The sequence below is a fragment of the Corynebacterium sp. HMSC075F02 genome, assembly GCF_001838335.1.
Taxonomy (GTDB): domain Bacteria; phylum Actinomycetota; class Actinomycetes; order Mycobacteriales; family Mycobacteriaceae; genus Corynebacterium; species Corynebacterium jeikeium_D.
In genome coordinates this window covers 94,201-108,668 of the sequence record NZ_KV836306.1, presented here as the reverse complement: position 1 = coordinate 108,668, position 14,468 = coordinate 94,201, and the positions used below count along the sequence as shown (strand labels likewise).

Here is a 14,468-nt window from a genome sequence, read left to right as displayed (position 1 = left end):
GGTAACGATAAGGTGTCCGACGCAGTCACCGGTGCTGATGCTGGCACTCCGTTGGTGACGGTTCTTGGCATCGGCAACCCCGTCATGGGCGACGACGGCATTGGTCTCGAGCTGCTGAGGCGTCTTGCCCCAGAACTGGAATCTGCAGGCATGGGGCAGACAACGCAGGCTGGGGATTCTGCGCATCTGGTCTGGTCGCCCTCCAACCTCGATGATCCTGCGAACCTCGCCGGGCGAGGGGACGAATGGACGGGTGCGGTTGCCTACATCGATGGTGGCACCTGCGGTATGGAGTTGCTGCCCATCGTGCAGGAGGCCAAGAACCTATTGTTGCTCGACGCTCTCGCTGGTCCGGGGGATCCCGGTACCGTCGTCAAGCTCGTCGGTGACCAGATCCCTAGACTATTGGCGGCAAAGCTGTCCGCGCATCAGGTCGGCTTGCTGGATTTGCTCACCGCGGCGCGACTGCTGGGACAGGAGCCTGAGCGCGTCGGTGTGGTGGGAGTGGTCTACGAGTCTGCCGACATGGTGGTGGGGCTCAGCAACACGGCACTTGGCGGCATTGAGGAGGCGACTGAGGTTGCGCGCGAGCTCATCGACAGCTGGCTTGCCGACGAGCGCGAAAGCGACGTCTAACTCTCGCCCTCAGCGTTGACCTCAACACTGGAGATTTCAAACTCGCGGCCGTGCCGCAAATCCGCAGTTGGGGTGCCGCAGACAGGGCAGGTTAGAGCATAGAATTCATCAATTTCATGCTCGGCCTCGCAGGTGGGGCAGTAGACCGTCGAGACAATGAGCTCGGCATCTAACTCGGCGCCCTCACACTGCGTCGCGGCACTGGCCACAGGCCATGCGGCGATGAGGGAATCGTAGACGACTCCGGAGCGGTCGCCCACACGCATTGACACCTTTGTCACGGTACGTCCCGGGCAGACCTCGGCAATCTTTTCCACCACGCTGGTCAACAATCCAAGCTCATGCACAGATACCATTATGGCGAAGCACTCAGCGCGAAGGAGGCGCAGGCGGACCATGTCATCCAAATCCGTTCCGGCTACCCAGCACATCCAGCTCGATGAGCTTGTTGACCCATTCGAGGCACGACTGGATGTCTATCGCGATGACAACGGTGCCATCACACAGGTGTCCTTCGACCTTTCAGGGCTGCCGCGTATCGACGGGATGCTCGTGGGCAAGCAGGCATTGGATGTGCCAGATATCACCAAGCGGCTGTGTGGCCTGTGCCCGGTTGTGCATCATCTTGCAGGCGTACGGGCGGTGGAGGACCTCTACAGGATTTCCGACATTCCCCGAACCGCACAGTTGATTCGAGAGCTGCTGGTGGCCGGGTCGACCTTGGATAATCTAGCGACCAAGTTTGTGGCCGTCGACCGCGAGGGGGCGCGGACAATGAAGCGTGCCGGAAAAGCTCTGATGCGTGCAGCGGGGGCACCGTCGCATTTCCCAGATGTCGCCGTCCCCGGCGGTGTGCGCGCGGCAGTGGATAAGACGCTTGTTTCTGAGGCAGAAAGTGCCCTAGAGGCGCTAGCTGAGACGGCGGTAATCAAGGAAGTGGAGCTTCTTGCCGCCCCCGATGCTTCTGATGCTTGGACGGATACTTTTGACGGTCTCGACGTCGCAGTCGTCGACGCTGACGGTGAGCTGGCTCCGCTGGGAAATTACCTGGCAGTCGCGCGGCACGACACCGATACCGCAGCGCAGATTTTCCCGGCTGCTGATTGGCCTACACGTGTTCGGGAATCCCGTCCGGGCGATGCCGCTCCCAGACCGGTGTTTGATGCCTCGAAGGAGCTGGGCAAGGATGGCTGTGAAGGTGAGCAGGCCGATTTCTACCGGGTGGGGCCGGTCTCCAGGCAGGTTGTCGTCGATAAGCGTGGGGTGAGCCCACGCGACGCCCAACGCCAGCTTCTCGCTGACACCGTGGCTTGGGCGAGGCGGGTGCTTTCCGACGGGGAACTGCTCGGCGAGCATGTGTGCGATCCGAATGCTGCGACAGCGATTGAGAATGCTGACTTTGAAGGGCATCGCAGTGGTGTCGGGATGATTGACGGGCCGCGCGGGCTGTTAGTGCATCGCTATACGGCAGGGGCTGACGGCATCATCACGGATTGTCAGATCATGACACCAACTGCGCAGAACGAACCCTGGCTGACTCGTATGCTCACCGAGCAGCTGTGCGGCGGCGGAGAGGCTGCGGGGGTCGAGAAGTCCATCTGGGCCGCTGATCCGTGCTTACCGTGTAGTTCGGCACCTGCGGGAGTGATGACATTCACGATGCAGGAACATGCCGGTGCACCTGCGGACAATATGACAACGGATAGCCGTGGTTCGGCGGACGCCCCGACTGTAGCGGAGAGGACGAAGTAACACGATGTGTCTTGGAATTCCTGCCCGGGTTTTGGCAATAGCCGATGGTCCACTGCCGATGGCGACAGTGGATATGGCGGGGCAGAAGCGGCAATGCTCGGCAATGTACGTGCCTGAGCTGGTGGCAGGTGATTGGGTGTTCGTCCAGAACGGGTTCATCATGAACGTGCTGGACGAACAGGAGGCCAAGGAGTCCTTAGCCGCAATTGAGGAATATAACCTCATCGAACATGTCGCTGAGGTCTCCCCGAAGGGGCGGACCTAGTTCACGCAGGTCACGCCAGCGGCGTCAATAGCGGGGCGATCTTCCTGCGGAATTTCGCCGCCCTCTTGGCCGATGATGTCGCCATTGGAACCATCTTCAACTTCAGGCGCAGGTTCGGCACCGTCGCCCGAATCAGTGGCCATTCCCTCTGATGTCAATCCTGGGCCGTCGTAGTCACCGGCAATCGTCACTGAGATGTGGTGCGGATCGAGGTATGGATCGTGGACAATCGGTACGCCACCGAGTGCTTCAGAAATGGCCTGAGCTGCCGGATCCTCTGGGTCAGCCGCATTGATCTGGCTGGAGGCAACGCCGGCGAACTCAGCGTTGCCGACCTCTCCCTGGGTGTAGCCCTTTTCTGTTAAGAAACCTGAGACGCCGCTGGCCAAACCTTCAATGCCTGTGGCGTTGTAAACGCTGACCGTAGTTTCAGCCGCGTTGGGGTCAGCCTTCTTTTCGTCTTCTTCCTTCGCCGGAGCTTTTTCTTCCTTGGTGCCCAGCAGGGTCTCGAAGTACTTGTGAACCTGGCCCTTATCGATTGTGACCACCGACTCGCCATAGTCACCGACACCGTCAATCGAGGTCACCGGGATAGTTTCAAACTTCACGTTGCCACCACTGAGGCCCTGCATCTGGGTGGCAAATCCGGTGACATCCCAGTTGTCGTCGAGCACCACCGAGCGCTGGACGGCGTTGCCCAGTTCAGACAGCTTCGCGGGATTAGACAGCGTGCCAGCGCCGAGCAGCTTATTGGTGAACGAGGCCATGAAGACCTGCTGGCGAGTAATTCGGTCGAGGTCACCGCGGGGCAGGCCGTGGCGCTGGCGGACGAATGAGAGCGCGTCGGCACCCTTCAACGTCTGTGAGCCCGCTGGGAAATCTGCACCCGAGAACTCGTCGTAGACAGCCTCATTCAGACATACATCGACACCACCAATGGCATCGGTGAGCAGGACGAAGCCGAGCAGGCCAACTTCTGCGTAGTGGTCAACGGTGATACCGCTGAGATCGCTAATGGTTTCAATTAGAGCTCTACGTCCGGCCTCGGTCGAGCGACGCTCAATGTCTTCCGGCGAGGCGCCGCTTCCTGCGAGTTCCTCTTCGACCATCTGCTTTGTGTTGCCGTAGACGCCATTAATCTTTGTGTTGCCTAGGCGATTGGTGTGGACATAGGTATCGCGCGGAATGGAAATTGCCGTCGCTGAAGAACCATCGGCAGGAACACGAATCACAATAATCGTGTCTGTATTCGTGGCTTCTTCGTCGCCGGCACGCAGAAGCTCAACTTCTTCCGGAGTCAGCGGGTTGCCCTGGGCATCGGTGCGAGAGTCGGAGCCGACGAGCAGAATATCGGTTGCACCGTCCTTCTCACTGCCCAGACCGAAGTCGCCACCCGAACCCAAGTTGTCGGTGGTTCTACCAAGTGTCCACCAGCCAACTGCGGAAATAACCAGGATAATGGCTGAGAGCAGCACAAGCGCATTGCGTAGCATCGGCGGCCAAGCCTGGGCTGTACTCTCTGCAGAGGACGGTGGCGCTTGAATATCGCGTGCGTGACGCGCGCGTGGCGTGTGGCTGCTCAAACCGGGGCTCCTCTTAAACCGTTTTTCGAAAATATAATTTGTGCTGCAAGTCTGCGTGGGCATTCCACACATCGTGGAGCGCAGTAAGCAGCTGCGGAAACTACATAAACCTTAACCGTCCAACCGTGTGCGGTTACACCTCAACACAGTGTCAATCGTATCTACGATAGTGATAAAGAAGAATATGTCTGAAATTTCAGTCTCGCATTTCGCCACTCATGGACCAACCCACAGCAACTCGCGGCGTCCCATTGTCGCCATAACTGGTGCGGCGGGACAGCTGGGTACTGCGCTTCAGTGTGATTCTTTTGCCGCCGGTGTTGAGGTGCGCGCTCTCACTCGGGCACAGTTGGATATCACTGATTCGGCTGCTGTGGAGGCAACGCCTCTGCTTGACGACGTCGGCATCATCATTAACGCGGCAGCGGCGACCGATGTCGATGGCGCAGAATCCGATCCCGGTTCGGCGCACCTTATTAATGCACTCGGACCGAAGTACTTGGCGGCTCGGGCGAAAAAAGAAGGCGCGTATCTCATTCACATCTCCACCGACTATGTCTTCGGTGATGTAGCAATCGATGAGATGACGGGGCAGCGCCGAGCGCTGCGAGTTGATGATTTCACCGCGCCTCAGACTATGTATGGACGTACCAAGTTAGTGGGGGAGAATAATGTGCGTGATTCGGGTGCGCGTTTCGCTATTTTGCGCACGGCGTGGGTCTGGTCGGGGCCCACACAGCCGGAGGCCAAGGACTTCGTTTCCACGATGATGCGTCTGGCAGAGACGGCGACTGACGACAAAGGCAATCCGGCAATTATTAAGGTCGTTGACGATCAGCACGGAAACCCCACATTTGTCGGTGATCTCGCCGGAGCTGTCTGGGAGTTGTCCGAACGTGTGTTGTCCGAACCGAGCAGCGCACCGACCGGCACCTTCCATGTCACGGGCAGCGGTGAGGCGACATGGTTCGAGGTGGCTCGCGAAGTGTTTCGGCTCACCGGTCACGATCCGCAGCGTGTGGTGGCTTGTACCAGCAGTGAGTTCCCACGTCCGGCCCCACGTCCGGCCTGGTCCGTGTTGGATGGTTCGGCATGGAGTGAGGTAGGTCTACATGCGCTTCCGGAGTGGCAGGACACTTTGCGGGCAGTCCTGACCTAGGGTCTAGGTTTGTGATTGAAACCTCGAATTCCCCGCAACCCTCGCAGCTTCCGCTCGGTGTGGTCACCGTGACCTTTTCGCCCGGTGAGCACCTGAGCAAGCTGGTGGATTCGCTGGGCCCCGCCGCCAGTGCCTCCACGCGTCTGATTATGGCCGACAACGGCTCGACGGATGGTTCCGTGGAGAAGGAAGAAGCTCGGGCCAAGGAGACCGGAGCGGATGTTCAGCTTCTGCGCACCGGCGGCAACATTGGCTATGGCGCGGCCGCCAACCGTGGCATTGCGGAGCTGGGGCGGGCTCGCCGTGCTGGTGAAATCAATCCTGATTACGTCATGCTGGTCAATCCTGACGTGGTGTTTGCCCCTGGCGCAATCGATGTTCTGTTGGAATGCGCGCAGCGCAATCCCAAAGCTGGAGCGATTGGTCCGCTGATTCGCGAGGCGGATGGCAGCGTGTACCCGTCGGCGCGCGCGGTTCCTAAACTTGTCAGCGGTATCGGGCACGCGCTGCTTGCCGATATCTGGCCTACTAACCCTTTCTCACGGCGCTACCGGGATGACACGGATATGGATCGTGAGCGATCGGCGGGATGGTTGTCGGGCGCGTGCCTGCTGCTGCGGTGGGATGCGTTCGACCAGATTGATGGCTTTGATACCCGCTACTTCATGTACATGGAGGACGTGGATTTGGGTGACCGACTGGGCAAGGCCGGTTGGAGCAATGTTTTCTGTCCCCGTGCAGAGATTCGTCACGCGCAGGGGCATTCTGCCAGTAAGCACCCGGAAATTACCGTAAAGGCCCATCACGAGTCGGCATACCGTTTTATGTCAGATCGCCTGCCGGGGCCGGCGCTGGCACCTGTGCGACTGGCATTGCGTTTGGGGCTGTTCCTGCGTGGCAAAGTCATAATCGCGGTCAAAAAGCGTAGGAATTAATTAACTGTTGGAATGATCCATCGAAGAAAGTTACCGATTTCATGACTACCGAAGTTCGTCCGAGTGCTGGGCATGGCTCCGCCTTCCAGCCGGGAGCGGATGCTGCACAGCAGGCGGGAGCCACGTTGGCTGAACAGACTGACGCTGTCATTCTGGTCGGCGGGCAAGGTACGCGTTTGCGTCCCCTTACCGTGAATACGCCGAAGCCGATGCTGCCCACGGCAGGGCATCCATTCCTGGAGCATCTGCTTGGCCGCATTCGTGCAGCAGGTATGAAGCACGTGGTATTGGGCACCTCCTACCGAGCTGAAGTATTTGAAGAACACTTCGGCGATGGTTCGGATTTGGGTCTCGAAATTGAATATGTCTTTGAAGCTGAGCCGCTGGGTACCGGTGGCGGTATCCGAAACGTCCTAGACAAGCTGCGCTATGACACCGCGATGATTTTCAACGGCGATGTCCTCGGCGGTACCGACTTGCGTGCGGTGTTGGGTACTCACGCGGAGAAGGATGCGGACGTCACGATGCACCTCGTACGTGTGCCGGATCCACGCGCGTTCGGCTGTGTCCCGACCGATGAGGATGGGCGCGTCCTGGAGTTCCTGGAGAAGACCCAGGATCCGCCAACCGATCAGATTAATGCCGGTATCTACGTGTTCCGCCGCGAGATTATCGAATCGATTCCGGCTGGTCGTCCTATTAGCGTTGAGCGTGAAATCTTCCCAGCGCTGCTTGACCGCGGTATGAACGTCTACGGTCACGTTGATTACGCCTACTGGCGTGACATGGGGACTCCGGGTGACTTCGTCCGCGGCTCCTCCGATTTGGTCCGCGGTATCGCGCCGTCACCGCTACTAGAGGGTAAGCACGGCGAAGCGCTTGTCGACGAATCAGCGTCGGTCGGTGGCGGCGCTCTTCTCTACGGTGGCTCTGTCGTCGGACGTGGGGCGGAGATTGGTGCGGGAGCTCGGATTGATCAATCGGTGATCTTCGACGGCGCACGCATCGGTGCCGGTGCTGTGATTGAGCGCTCTGTGATTGCCGATGGCGCCGATATTGGCCCGCGGACGGTCATCAGTGATGCCATTATCGGCGAGGGTGCCGTCGTTGGTGCGCGCTGTGAATTGATCAACGGTATCCGTGTGTGGCCGGGTGTCCAGATCCCCGATCACGGAGTACGTTTTTCGACGGATGTCTAGTCTGCAGCCTTCGGCGTGTCAGACTTTTGTCGGCAATATCTGATTAGAATTGCCGAAGTGTCGCCAAAGGTGCCGGTGAGAGGCATGTGGCGAATGTGATTGAGTTCAGGTGGCAGGTTTAGAGTCCGGGGGCCATCCTTCAACCTGAACTTAATCCCCAACGCGGGGGGAGGGGCTTCAGGGGCAATGAAAAGTATTGGGGCAAATTCTCTATTCGGCTTGACCGATGGTGGGTTACACGTGTGTAATCACAAATGTGTGTTTCGCACACTAAGCCCAATTTAAAGACCCGCAGCAACAACCATCAGGAGGCCCTCGGCATGGAAAAGTCCAGCATGTTTGATGGCGGCTCTGCTGTGGATAGTGAGACGAATGCGGGTGACATCGCTGTGAATGATAGCTCCTCTGAAAACCAGCCTCGGCCGTTGACAGAGTGGGCAGATGACCTTTCGGGGTTGTTTGAAGCCGTCGATCAGGACTGGCAGGAGCAAGCTCTGTGTGCCCAGACCGATCCAGAAGCTTTCTTCCCTGAGAAGGGTGGATCCACTCGCGAAGCAAAGCGTATTTGTCGTGCTTGTGGTGTGCGAGATGAATGCCTGGAGTTTGCTCTCGAGCATGATGAGCGCTTCGGTATTTGGGGTGGCCTCTCTGAGCGTGAGCGCCGCCGTTTGAAGCGGCAGATTGGCTAGGGCAGCCGGGTCTGCATTTTATCCCTCGCTCGACCTCGCAGTTTCCCCTTGGGTAATACCCTGGGGGATTTTTCGGTGAACGAGTTTTTCCTGCTCTCTAGGGTTAATAGACGAAAATATGTCCGCTCAGCATGTCGCTGGGTGGGCCCTTTTGCCGCTTAGCCCTCAATCCGAGTTACTGACTGCGTTTATGACAAAAATCGCCCGAAAAATGGCCTGAAAGTGTCATAAACTCACACAGTTTCACATTTGCAGCCCGTATTCACGCGTGCAGCCGGTAATTTATGGGGCCTGACCAGTTACTATCTTGAGAATCACACACTGTTTGTCTATTAACCCGGTCTCTAGGGAGCTCCTTAGGAGAAAGCTTTCTACAGGAAGTTCTCGTTGAAACTAGGGTCCACCTCAACCGGGTCAATGCCCAGATATACCGCTACCAGGCGGGTCAGTACATATTGCAGCATCTGGTCCAGTTCCACTCGGCCCGAGACACGGCGCTCAATGGGGCGGCGGAACACTACTACGCAGGGGCGGGTGGGGTTGCCTACGCGGTCAATGCCAGCAGGGATAAGTCGTCCCAGCGGAACAGGTCCATCAGCGACAATCTCTTCCGGGAAGTACATGTCCGGGCGCAACTGCATGCGAGGAATCGTGTCGATGGCGATGTCCAGGTGCGACAGTTGTCGGGACCAGCGCTGATCCAATGGGGCATAGGCGTCAATAACCGCCTGGTCAAAAGCTTCTGAACGGCTCTTCCAACGAGGTACTTCCGGCGGCAGCAGAGGTCCCCGAGGTCCGCGACCGCGTCGCAGTGAGCGTCGCAAAGAGCGCGGAGTATAAGCCGATGAATTCATATTTGTTGAGCATAATCGGTCGGCCTGTCAACGTGGGTGAGGTCAACTTTCGGCCATGTCGCGGGTTTGCTGGGTAAGGCTGGGGTGCCCCGGGGAGCGTCGGAAAGCGAAAAACGCCCGGAGTGGGAGAAAAACTATCGAAACTTAAAGTTAGGGTCTAGACTTTGATGCCGTGAGTGTTTTTAGACGTTGTTGCCGGCCCGGCTGTGGCAAACCTGCCGTAGCTACGTTGACGTATGCCTACGCGGAGTCGACGGCTGTGGTGGGGCCGCTCGCCGCCGCGTCCGAACCGCATAGCTGGGATCTCTGTGAGAAGCACGCGCGTTCCATCACCGCACCGCTGGGTTGGGAGCTCGTGCGTTACGACGTGCCGACGCCCGCCCAGGACGATGATGATTTGACCGCATTGGCGGAAGCCGTCCGTGAAGCTGGCCGCAACGCGACTGGCCTGGTGCTGCGGGATGAGGTCGACAACCGTCCTCAGACCTACAAGATTGATTCCAGCCGTCACCCGTCGACGCGGAAATCCGCGCGCGGTCACCTGCATGTAGTTCGCGATCCGGAGGATTCGGACGACTAACGGGTCGGGCGCCGTGCCCCAGCTCATGCCATCTTGCCGCGGCATTTCTTTGTGAGAGCCTCTCTGGGGCTAGTATCATTTTTCACAAAACTGATACTTACCCAGAGAGGTTTTTCGTGGGCACTTACAATCGTTCCGATTTGGATGCCGTCATCAAGGCCTATGACGTGCGCGGTGTTGTCGGTGAGGGCATCGACGCGGACCTCGTCGGAGCCATCGGCGCCGCCTTTGGGCACATCATGCGTTCAGAGGGCGCAACGCGTGTCGTAGTTGGCCACGATATGCGTGAGTCCTCGCCGGAGTTGGCGGCTAGTTTCGCCGATGGCGCGGCAGCGCAGGGGCTCAATGTCACCCTGCTCGGCCTGACCTCTACGGACGAGCTGTATTTCGCCTCCGGAGTAAGGGAATGCCCGGGCGCGATGTTCACTGCCAGCCACAACCCAGCTGAATACAACGGCATCAAGATGTGCCGTTCGCTGGCCCGCCCAATCGGGCAGGAGACAGGGCTTGCTCAGATTAAGGACCTGCTTGTCGACGGAATTCCGGAGTACACCGGCACTCCGGGCGAAATTGATCGTGAGGATGTTCTGCAGGATTACGCGGCGTTCCTCCATGGGCTGGTCGACATTCGCTCCGGCCGTCGCCTGAAGGTTGCAGTCGATGCCGGTAACGGTATGGGGGGACTGACAGTTCCGGCAGTGCTCGGAGAAGACATGGATGTTGCTGATCTCTACTTTGAGCTCGACGGCAACTTCCCGAATCACGAGGCCAATCCATTGGAGCCCGCCAACCTCGTTGACCTACAGAAGTTTACGGTGGAGCAGGGCGCAGACATCGGTATTGCCTTCGATGGCGACGCTGACCGCTGCTTCGTCGTCGACGAGAAGGGCAACCCGGTCAGCCCATCGGCCATCTGTGCGTTGGTGACCACCCGCTACCTGGAGCAGAACCCGGGTGCGGCTATCATCCATAACCTGATCACATCGCACGTCGTGCCGGAGATGATTGTGGAAAACGGCGGAACCCCGGTTCGTACCCGTGTTGGGCACTCCTTTATTAAGGCGCAAATGGCCGAGCACAGTGCTGTTTTTGGTGGCGAGCATTCAGCGCACTACTACTTCAAGGAATTCTTCAACGCAGACTCCGGCATGCTGGCTGCCATGCATGTCCTGGCCGCACTGGCCGAGCAGGATAAGCCGCTGAGTGAATTCATGGCCGAGTACAACCGCTACGAGGCCTCCGGTGAGATTAACTCCCGCCTGGGTAGTGCCGAGGAGCAGCAGGCCAAGCAGAAGGAAATCGAGGCCGCGTTTGCCGATCGCACGGAGTCCTCGGACTGGATGGATGGCCTGACCATTGAGCTGGCGGACTCCAAGGCGTGGTTCAACGTCCGGGCCTCCAATACGGAGCCGCTGCTGCGTCTGAACGTCGAGGCTCCGACGCGTGCTGAGGTCGACGCTCTTGTCGACGAAGTTCTCGGCATCATCCGCGGTTAATCAACCCCACGCGCCCGTTTTCAGGCATGCTTGGGAGTATGACCTCGTCATTCGACTCCTCCCATAACCCGCGCCAAGAGGCCCTGTTCTATCGTATGGCCACTGCCGGTGCAGGTCTCAGAGCTGCTGCTTCCGCGACTCGCGGGGGTGCGTTTGCTCAACTTTCACTGCCGCGCAGTGCGGTCATCCTCGTGGGAAATCGTCGGGCGCAGCTCGCTGCCGAATCCGTGCGCGCGCTTGCCGACGATATCCGCTGTCCGGTGGTAATTGCGCATCAGTTGCCCAGTTATGTCGGTGCCCTCGACTTGGTCATCGTCTGTGACGACAACCCCGGCAGCCCACTGGGGGCAGCTCTGGCTGAAGCTGATAGGCGAGGTGCTGCCACGGTCGTGGTGGATCCCGGTGAAGGGCCACTGCGTGCCGCCGGTAGCCCCGATACGGTTGTGGTTCCGCGCCCGGCGATGGCGGAGTCCGCGTCCTTTACCGCCTATGTCGGTGCCATCGCCAGCGCGCTCACCGAATGCGGTGCCACCACCCTGGCTCCGGCCGGGGTAGTGGAGGAAGTCGCTGATGCGGTGGACGCCGATATTGCCGCCTGTGCTCCGCAGCGAGATGAAACAGTTAACCCCGCGCGGCAGGTAGCGCAGTGGGTGGCAGGCCGCAGAATGCTTGCAGTGTCGACGACCTCGGCGCTGGCGCCGGTAGCGGAACTGGCATCGTTACAGATGCTTGAGGCAGGCGTGGTCTCGGCAGCGTCGTCGATAAGCGAATTGTCTCTTAGTGTGGGCGCGTTGCTCGCTGCAGAACCCCAGGAAAGCCGCGATATTTTCTATGACCCGTTTATTGATGGTGGGGATGAAGGGGCGACAGTGCTACCGTTGGGGGCGATTGTTTTAGCTGCGCCGAACAATGTGGGCCACTACCGGGACCACTACGGCGAGGTTGGATGGGCTCGTGTGGAGTGCCCTGCGCTCGATGCGGAGACTCATCATCCATTGGTTGAAGTATGTGTTGCTGCAGCCAGAGTTGGTGCGATTGCGGCGTTTTCTGCGTAATCGCCGGGTGTCACCGAAGGCTTTTGGGCCTTCGGTGAGATTGGCGTGCTCGCGCCAGAAGTGACTATTAGAGGAGTGATACGGGCATGGAGCTGTTGGACCCCGTGCTGCAGTCGTACCCCTGGGGGTCTCGTACACATTTGGCGAGAATCACCGGTGCGGACGCTCCCACATCGAAGCCCTGGGCGGAACTGTGGTTTGGTGCGCATGCACTGGCATCGGCCACGGTGGCCGGCACGCCGCTGGATGAGCTCATTGCGCAGGATCCGGCAGCTGCGCTCGGATATGCAATTGACACCGACAACGGCAGGCTGCCGTTCCTGTTGAAGCTGCTCGCAGCCGATGAGCCGTTATCGCTGCAGGCACACCCCACCTTGGCAGAAGCTCAGGAGGGATTTGCACGCGAAAATGCGGAGGGCATTCCGGCCACTGCACATTTCCGAAATTACCGGGACAACAACCACAAGCCGGAACTTATTGTCGCCCTGACTACCTTCGACGCGTTGGCCGGATTCCGCCCGGTGGAGCGCACGAAGGAGTTGCTCGCGACGCTGGCGGTACCGGAGCTCGACCATTACATGGGACTGCTCGATGCCGCCGATGACGAGAGTGCTCTGCGGGCATTGTTTACAACGTGGTTGACGTTGCCCCAGGATGTCCTCGATGAGCTGGTCGAGGCCGTGGCTGCCAAGTGCGCGGATTACAGTGGCGATGACGAGGAGTTCTCGCGAGTAGCCGAGACCACTTGCGAATTGGCTCGAAAGTATCCGGGGGACCCGGGAGTCCTGGGGTCGATGCTGCTTAATCGCCTTCGCTTACAGCCGGGCGAAGCCATCTACCTTGGTGCTGGACAGCTGCATGCTTACCTCAATGGCATGGGCGTGGAAATCATGGCCAACTCCGACAACGTGCTGCGCGGAGGGCTGACCTCTAAGCACGTCGATGTCGTGGAGCTACTGCGCGTGCTCTCTTTCCGACCGCTGCCAGATCCGGTGCTGCAGTCGCGGCTGACCGATGATGGCTGGAATGACTATGACGCGCCGGTGCGCGAGTTTCGCCTTCGTTCGCGGGATCTGGAGCCGGGCGAACATGTTCTGCTCGACGAAGAATCCGCCACGGTTGTGTTGTCTACAGCGGGCACGGTGGCGTTGCGTCACGACGACTCCGTGGTTGAGGTTCCCAGCGGCCATGCGGCCTGGGTTCCGGCTGTCGACGCAGTCGATATTGAGCTGACTGCGCGCCAAGACGGGGCAACCGTCTTTGTCGCGACCGTCCCGCGGGTGGGTTAGTCCTCGTCGTTATCGAAGAGATTTCCCAGGAATCCGGAGTCCTTCGGCTTTTCCGGGATTGGGGAAATCTTGCTATTGCTAGCCCCATTGCCGCCAGTGGTGTCCTTCTCCGTCGAAGGGGTCTGGTCCTTCGGAGGTGTCGGCTCCTTCGGGGATGTCGGCTCCTTCGAAGGAGTCTTCTGAGGAGTCTCGGACGGAGTTGTGGTTTGCGTACCCGACTGGGACTGCGCCTGCGATGAAGGCGGCTTCGGCTCAGCTGCTGCACCACCATCGCCTTCCGGAAGACTGTCGTTCGGCTTTTCCGAGTTATCTTCCGGTAGCAGTGGCACCGGCTTGCTGGGCGTCGGCGAAGAAACGTCGTCAGAGGTGGGCTCTGTGGTCTCCGTGGTCGTCGGAGGTGTCGATGTCGTCGACGTCGGAGTTGTCGCACTTGAGCTTGTGGAAGTCGGGGGGATGTACGCCTGCGGTGGCAGGTACGGATCCTCAACGATCTCGGTGCTCGATGACGTGGTCGGACGAGATACTAGACTGTCGTTCGTCTCAGTCAGCGAGGAATCTGAATTCGGTTCAGTGGTCTGCTGCAGCTCGGCATCACTAGGAACTGGAGGCAGTGGAGCAGAGGTCTCCATTTCCGACTGAGAGCCGGCGTTTTCCGGATTTGCACCCTTGGCGGCATTGCTATCGGAGCAGCCTACGAGCGAAGCGCTCAGGGGAAGGGCTGCAAGCAGAAGAGCTCCAAAAGCCTTCTTCACCATGGTAGGTACTCCTTTCGTGTCATGCGTGAGGTCGCCCTGTAACGAAAAAGATAACAGTTGCATTACGAGGTCTGGGAACTAACTTAACATGCCCGTTATCTTCTCTCTAGGGTGAAAATTGTGTTGAAGGGATTAAATATGTCTCTCGAACTGTAAAAGTGACGAAAAGTCGGGTAGAACTTCGGTAAGGCCACATGCGGTTTTCCGGCTAGCGGTACGTG

15 protein-coding genes are annotated in these 14,468 nt (G+C 59.0%); 11 read left to right on the top strand and 4 right to left on the bottom strand.

What is annotated here, in order from left to right:
* Positions 1-51: 51 nt before the first annotated feature.
* Positions 52-636, top strand: a complete 585-nt coding sequence (locus HMPREF2920_RS01590; protein ID WP_070566238.1) for a hydrogenase maturation protease — start codon at positions 52-54, stop codon at positions 634-636.
* Here the strand turns inward: HMPREF2920_RS01590 and HMPREF2920_RS01585 are convergent.
* Complete coding sequence (locus tag HMPREF2920_RS01585; RefSeq protein WP_187403833.1) at positions 633-992, bottom strand: hydrogenase maturation nickel metallochaperone HypA/HybF; 360 nt, start codon at positions 990-992, stop codon at positions 633-635. The two genes, HMPREF2920_RS01590 and HMPREF2920_RS01585, sit on opposite strands and share 4 nt — an antisense overlap.
* A 40-nt stretch (positions 993-1,032) precedes the next feature.
* On the opposite strand from HMPREF2920_RS01585, the gene HMPREF2920_RS01580 reads away from it, so the two are divergent.
* Together HMPREF2920_RS01580 and HMPREF2920_RS01575 are read left to right on the top strand one after the other, a co-directional pair.
* On the top strand, positions 1,033-2,388 hold the full coding sequence (locus HMPREF2920_RS01580) for a nickel-dependent hydrogenase large subunit (RefSeq protein WP_070601211.1): 1,356 nt from the start codon (positions 1,033-1,035) through the stop codon (positions 2,386-2,388).
* Positions 2,389-2,392: 4 nt separating this feature from the next.
* Complete coding sequence (locus HMPREF2920_RS01575) at positions 2,393-2,653, top strand: HypC/HybG/HupF family hydrogenase formation chaperone (protein ID WP_049172782.1); 261 nt, start codon at positions 2,393-2,395, stop codon at positions 2,651-2,653.
* On the opposite strand, the gene HMPREF2920_RS01570 is transcribed toward HMPREF2920_RS01575, so the two are convergent.
* On the bottom strand, positions 2,650-4,236 hold the full coding sequence (locus tag HMPREF2920_RS01570; protein WP_070601209.1) for an LCP family protein: 1,587 nt from the start codon (positions 4,234-4,236) through the stop codon (positions 2,650-2,652). The two genes, HMPREF2920_RS01575 and HMPREF2920_RS01570, sit on opposite strands and share 4 nt — an antisense overlap.
* 184 nt (positions 4,237-4,420) lie before the next feature.
* Here HMPREF2920_RS01570 and rfbD point away from each other — a divergent pair, with 184 nt between their 5' ends.
* The 4 genes from rfbD (at position 4,421) to HMPREF2920_RS01550 (ending at position 8,218) form a co-directional block, all read left to right on the top strand.
* The gene (gene rfbD / locus HMPREF2920_RS01565) at positions 4,421-5,395 is read left to right on the top strand and encodes a dTDP-4-dehydrorhamnose reductase (protein ID WP_070601208.1); all 975 of its coding nucleotides are present in this window, start codon (positions 4,421-4,423) and stop codon (positions 5,393-5,395) included.
* Positions 5,396-5,406: 11 nt separating this feature from the next.
* A complete protein-coding gene (locus tag HMPREF2920_RS01560; protein ID WP_070601206.1) occupies positions 5,407-6,330 on the top strand; it encodes a glycosyltransferase family 2 protein in 924 nt (307 codons plus the stop codon).
* Positions 6,331-6,371: 41 nt separating this feature from the next.
* Positions 6,372-7,529 carry a mannose-1-phosphate guanylyltransferase gene (locus tag HMPREF2920_RS01555; protein ID WP_048731655.1) on the top strand — a complete coding sequence of 386 codons (1,158 nt, stop codon included), beginning with the start codon at positions 6,372-6,374 and terminating at the stop codon, positions 7,527-7,529.
* Between the two features lie 320 nt (positions 7,530-7,849).
* Complete coding sequence (locus HMPREF2920_RS01550) at positions 7,850-8,218, top strand: WhiB family transcriptional regulator (RefSeq protein WP_005510060.1); 369 nt, start codon at positions 7,850-7,852, stop codon at positions 8,216-8,218.
* A 371-nt stretch (positions 8,219-8,589) separates the two neighbouring features.
* Here HMPREF2920_RS01550 and HMPREF2920_RS01545 read toward each other — a convergent pair whose 3' ends face one another.
* The gene (locus HMPREF2920_RS01545; RefSeq protein ID WP_016422197.1) at positions 8,590-9,072 is read right to left on the bottom strand and encodes a metallopeptidase family protein; all 483 of its coding nucleotides are present in this window, start codon (positions 9,070-9,072) and stop codon (positions 8,590-8,592) included.
* A 172-nt stretch (positions 9,073-9,244) separates the two neighbouring features.
* On the opposite strand from HMPREF2920_RS01545, the gene HMPREF2920_RS01540 reads away from it, so the two are divergent.
* From HMPREF2920_RS01540 to manA, 4 genes are all read left to right on the top strand, one after another.
* The gene (locus HMPREF2920_RS01540) at positions 9,245-9,652 is read left to right on the top strand and encodes a DUF3499 domain-containing protein (RefSeq protein WP_005509890.1); all 408 of its coding nucleotides are present in this window, start codon (positions 9,245-9,247) and stop codon (positions 9,650-9,652) included.
* 116 nt (positions 9,653-9,768) lie between these two features.
* On the top strand, positions 9,769-11,148 hold the full coding sequence (locus tag HMPREF2920_RS01535) for a phosphomannomutase/phosphoglucomutase (RefSeq protein WP_083295704.1): 1,380 nt from the start codon (positions 9,769-9,771) through the stop codon (positions 11,146-11,148).
* A gap of 38 nt (positions 11,149-11,186) precedes the next feature.
* Positions 11,187-12,203 carry a hypothetical protein gene (locus tag HMPREF2920_RS01530; RefSeq protein ID WP_049172792.1) on the top strand — a complete coding sequence of 339 codons (1,017 nt, stop codon included), beginning with the start codon at positions 11,187-11,189 and terminating at the stop codon, positions 12,201-12,203.
* 86 nt (positions 12,204-12,289) lie between these two features.
* The gene (gene manA, locus HMPREF2920_RS01525; RefSeq protein ID WP_049172794.1) at positions 12,290-13,492 is read left to right on the top strand and encodes a mannose-6-phosphate isomerase, class I; all 1,203 of its coding nucleotides are present in this window, start codon (positions 12,290-12,292) and stop codon (positions 13,490-13,492) included.
* Here the strand turns inward: manA and HMPREF2920_RS01520 are convergent.
* Positions 13,489-14,247 carry a hypothetical protein gene (locus tag HMPREF2920_RS01520; protein WP_069359452.1) on the bottom strand — a complete coding sequence of 253 codons (759 nt, stop codon included), beginning with the start codon at positions 14,245-14,247 and terminating at the stop codon, positions 13,489-13,491. The genes manA and HMPREF2920_RS01520 overlap by 4 nt on opposite strands.
* Positions 14,248-14,468 lie beyond the last annotated feature (221 nt).

What these genes read in the sequence shown, in the direction of transcription:
- HMPREF2920_RS01580 (WP_070601211.1), top strand. Translation starts at nt 1,033, where the DNA reads ATGTCATCCAAATCCGTTCCGGCTACCCAGCACATCCAGCTCGATGAG.
- HMPREF2920_RS01545 (WP_016422197.1), bottom strand. Translation starts at nt 9,072, where the DNA reads ATGAATTCATCGGCTTATACTCCGCGCTCTTTGCGACGCTCACTGCGA.
- manA (WP_049172794.1), top strand. Translation starts at nt 12,290, where the DNA reads ATGGAGCTGTTGGACCCCGTGCTGCAGTCGTACCCCTGGGGGTCTCGT.
- HMPREF2920_RS01530 (WP_049172792.1), top strand. Translation starts at nt 11,187, where the DNA reads ATGACCTCGTCATTCGACTCCTCCCATAACCCGCGCCAAGAGGCCCTG.
- HMPREF2920_RS01575 (WP_049172782.1), top strand. Translation starts at nt 2,393, where the DNA reads ATGTGTCTTGGAATTCCTGCCCGGGTTTTGGCAATAGCCGATGGTCCA.
- HMPREF2920_RS01550 (WP_005510060.1), top strand. Translation starts at nt 7,850, where the DNA reads ATGGAAAAGTCCAGCATGTTTGATGGCGGCTCTGCTGTGGATAGTGAG.
- HMPREF2920_RS01555 (WP_048731655.1), top strand. Translation starts at nt 6,372, where the DNA reads ATGACTACCGAAGTTCGTCCGAGTGCTGGGCATGGCTCCGCCTTCCAG.
- rfbD (WP_070601208.1), top strand. Translation starts at nt 4,421, where the DNA reads ATGTCTGAAATTTCAGTCTCGCATTTCGCCACTCATGGACCAACCCAC.
- HMPREF2920_RS01520 (WP_069359452.1), bottom strand. Translation starts at nt 14,247, where the DNA reads ATGGTGAAGAAGGCTTTTGGAGCTCTTCTGCTTGCAGCCCTTCCCCTG.
- HMPREF2920_RS01585 (WP_187403833.1), bottom strand. Translation starts at nt 992, where the DNA reads ATGGTATCTGTGCATGAGCTTGGATTGTTGACCAGCGTGGTGGAAAAG.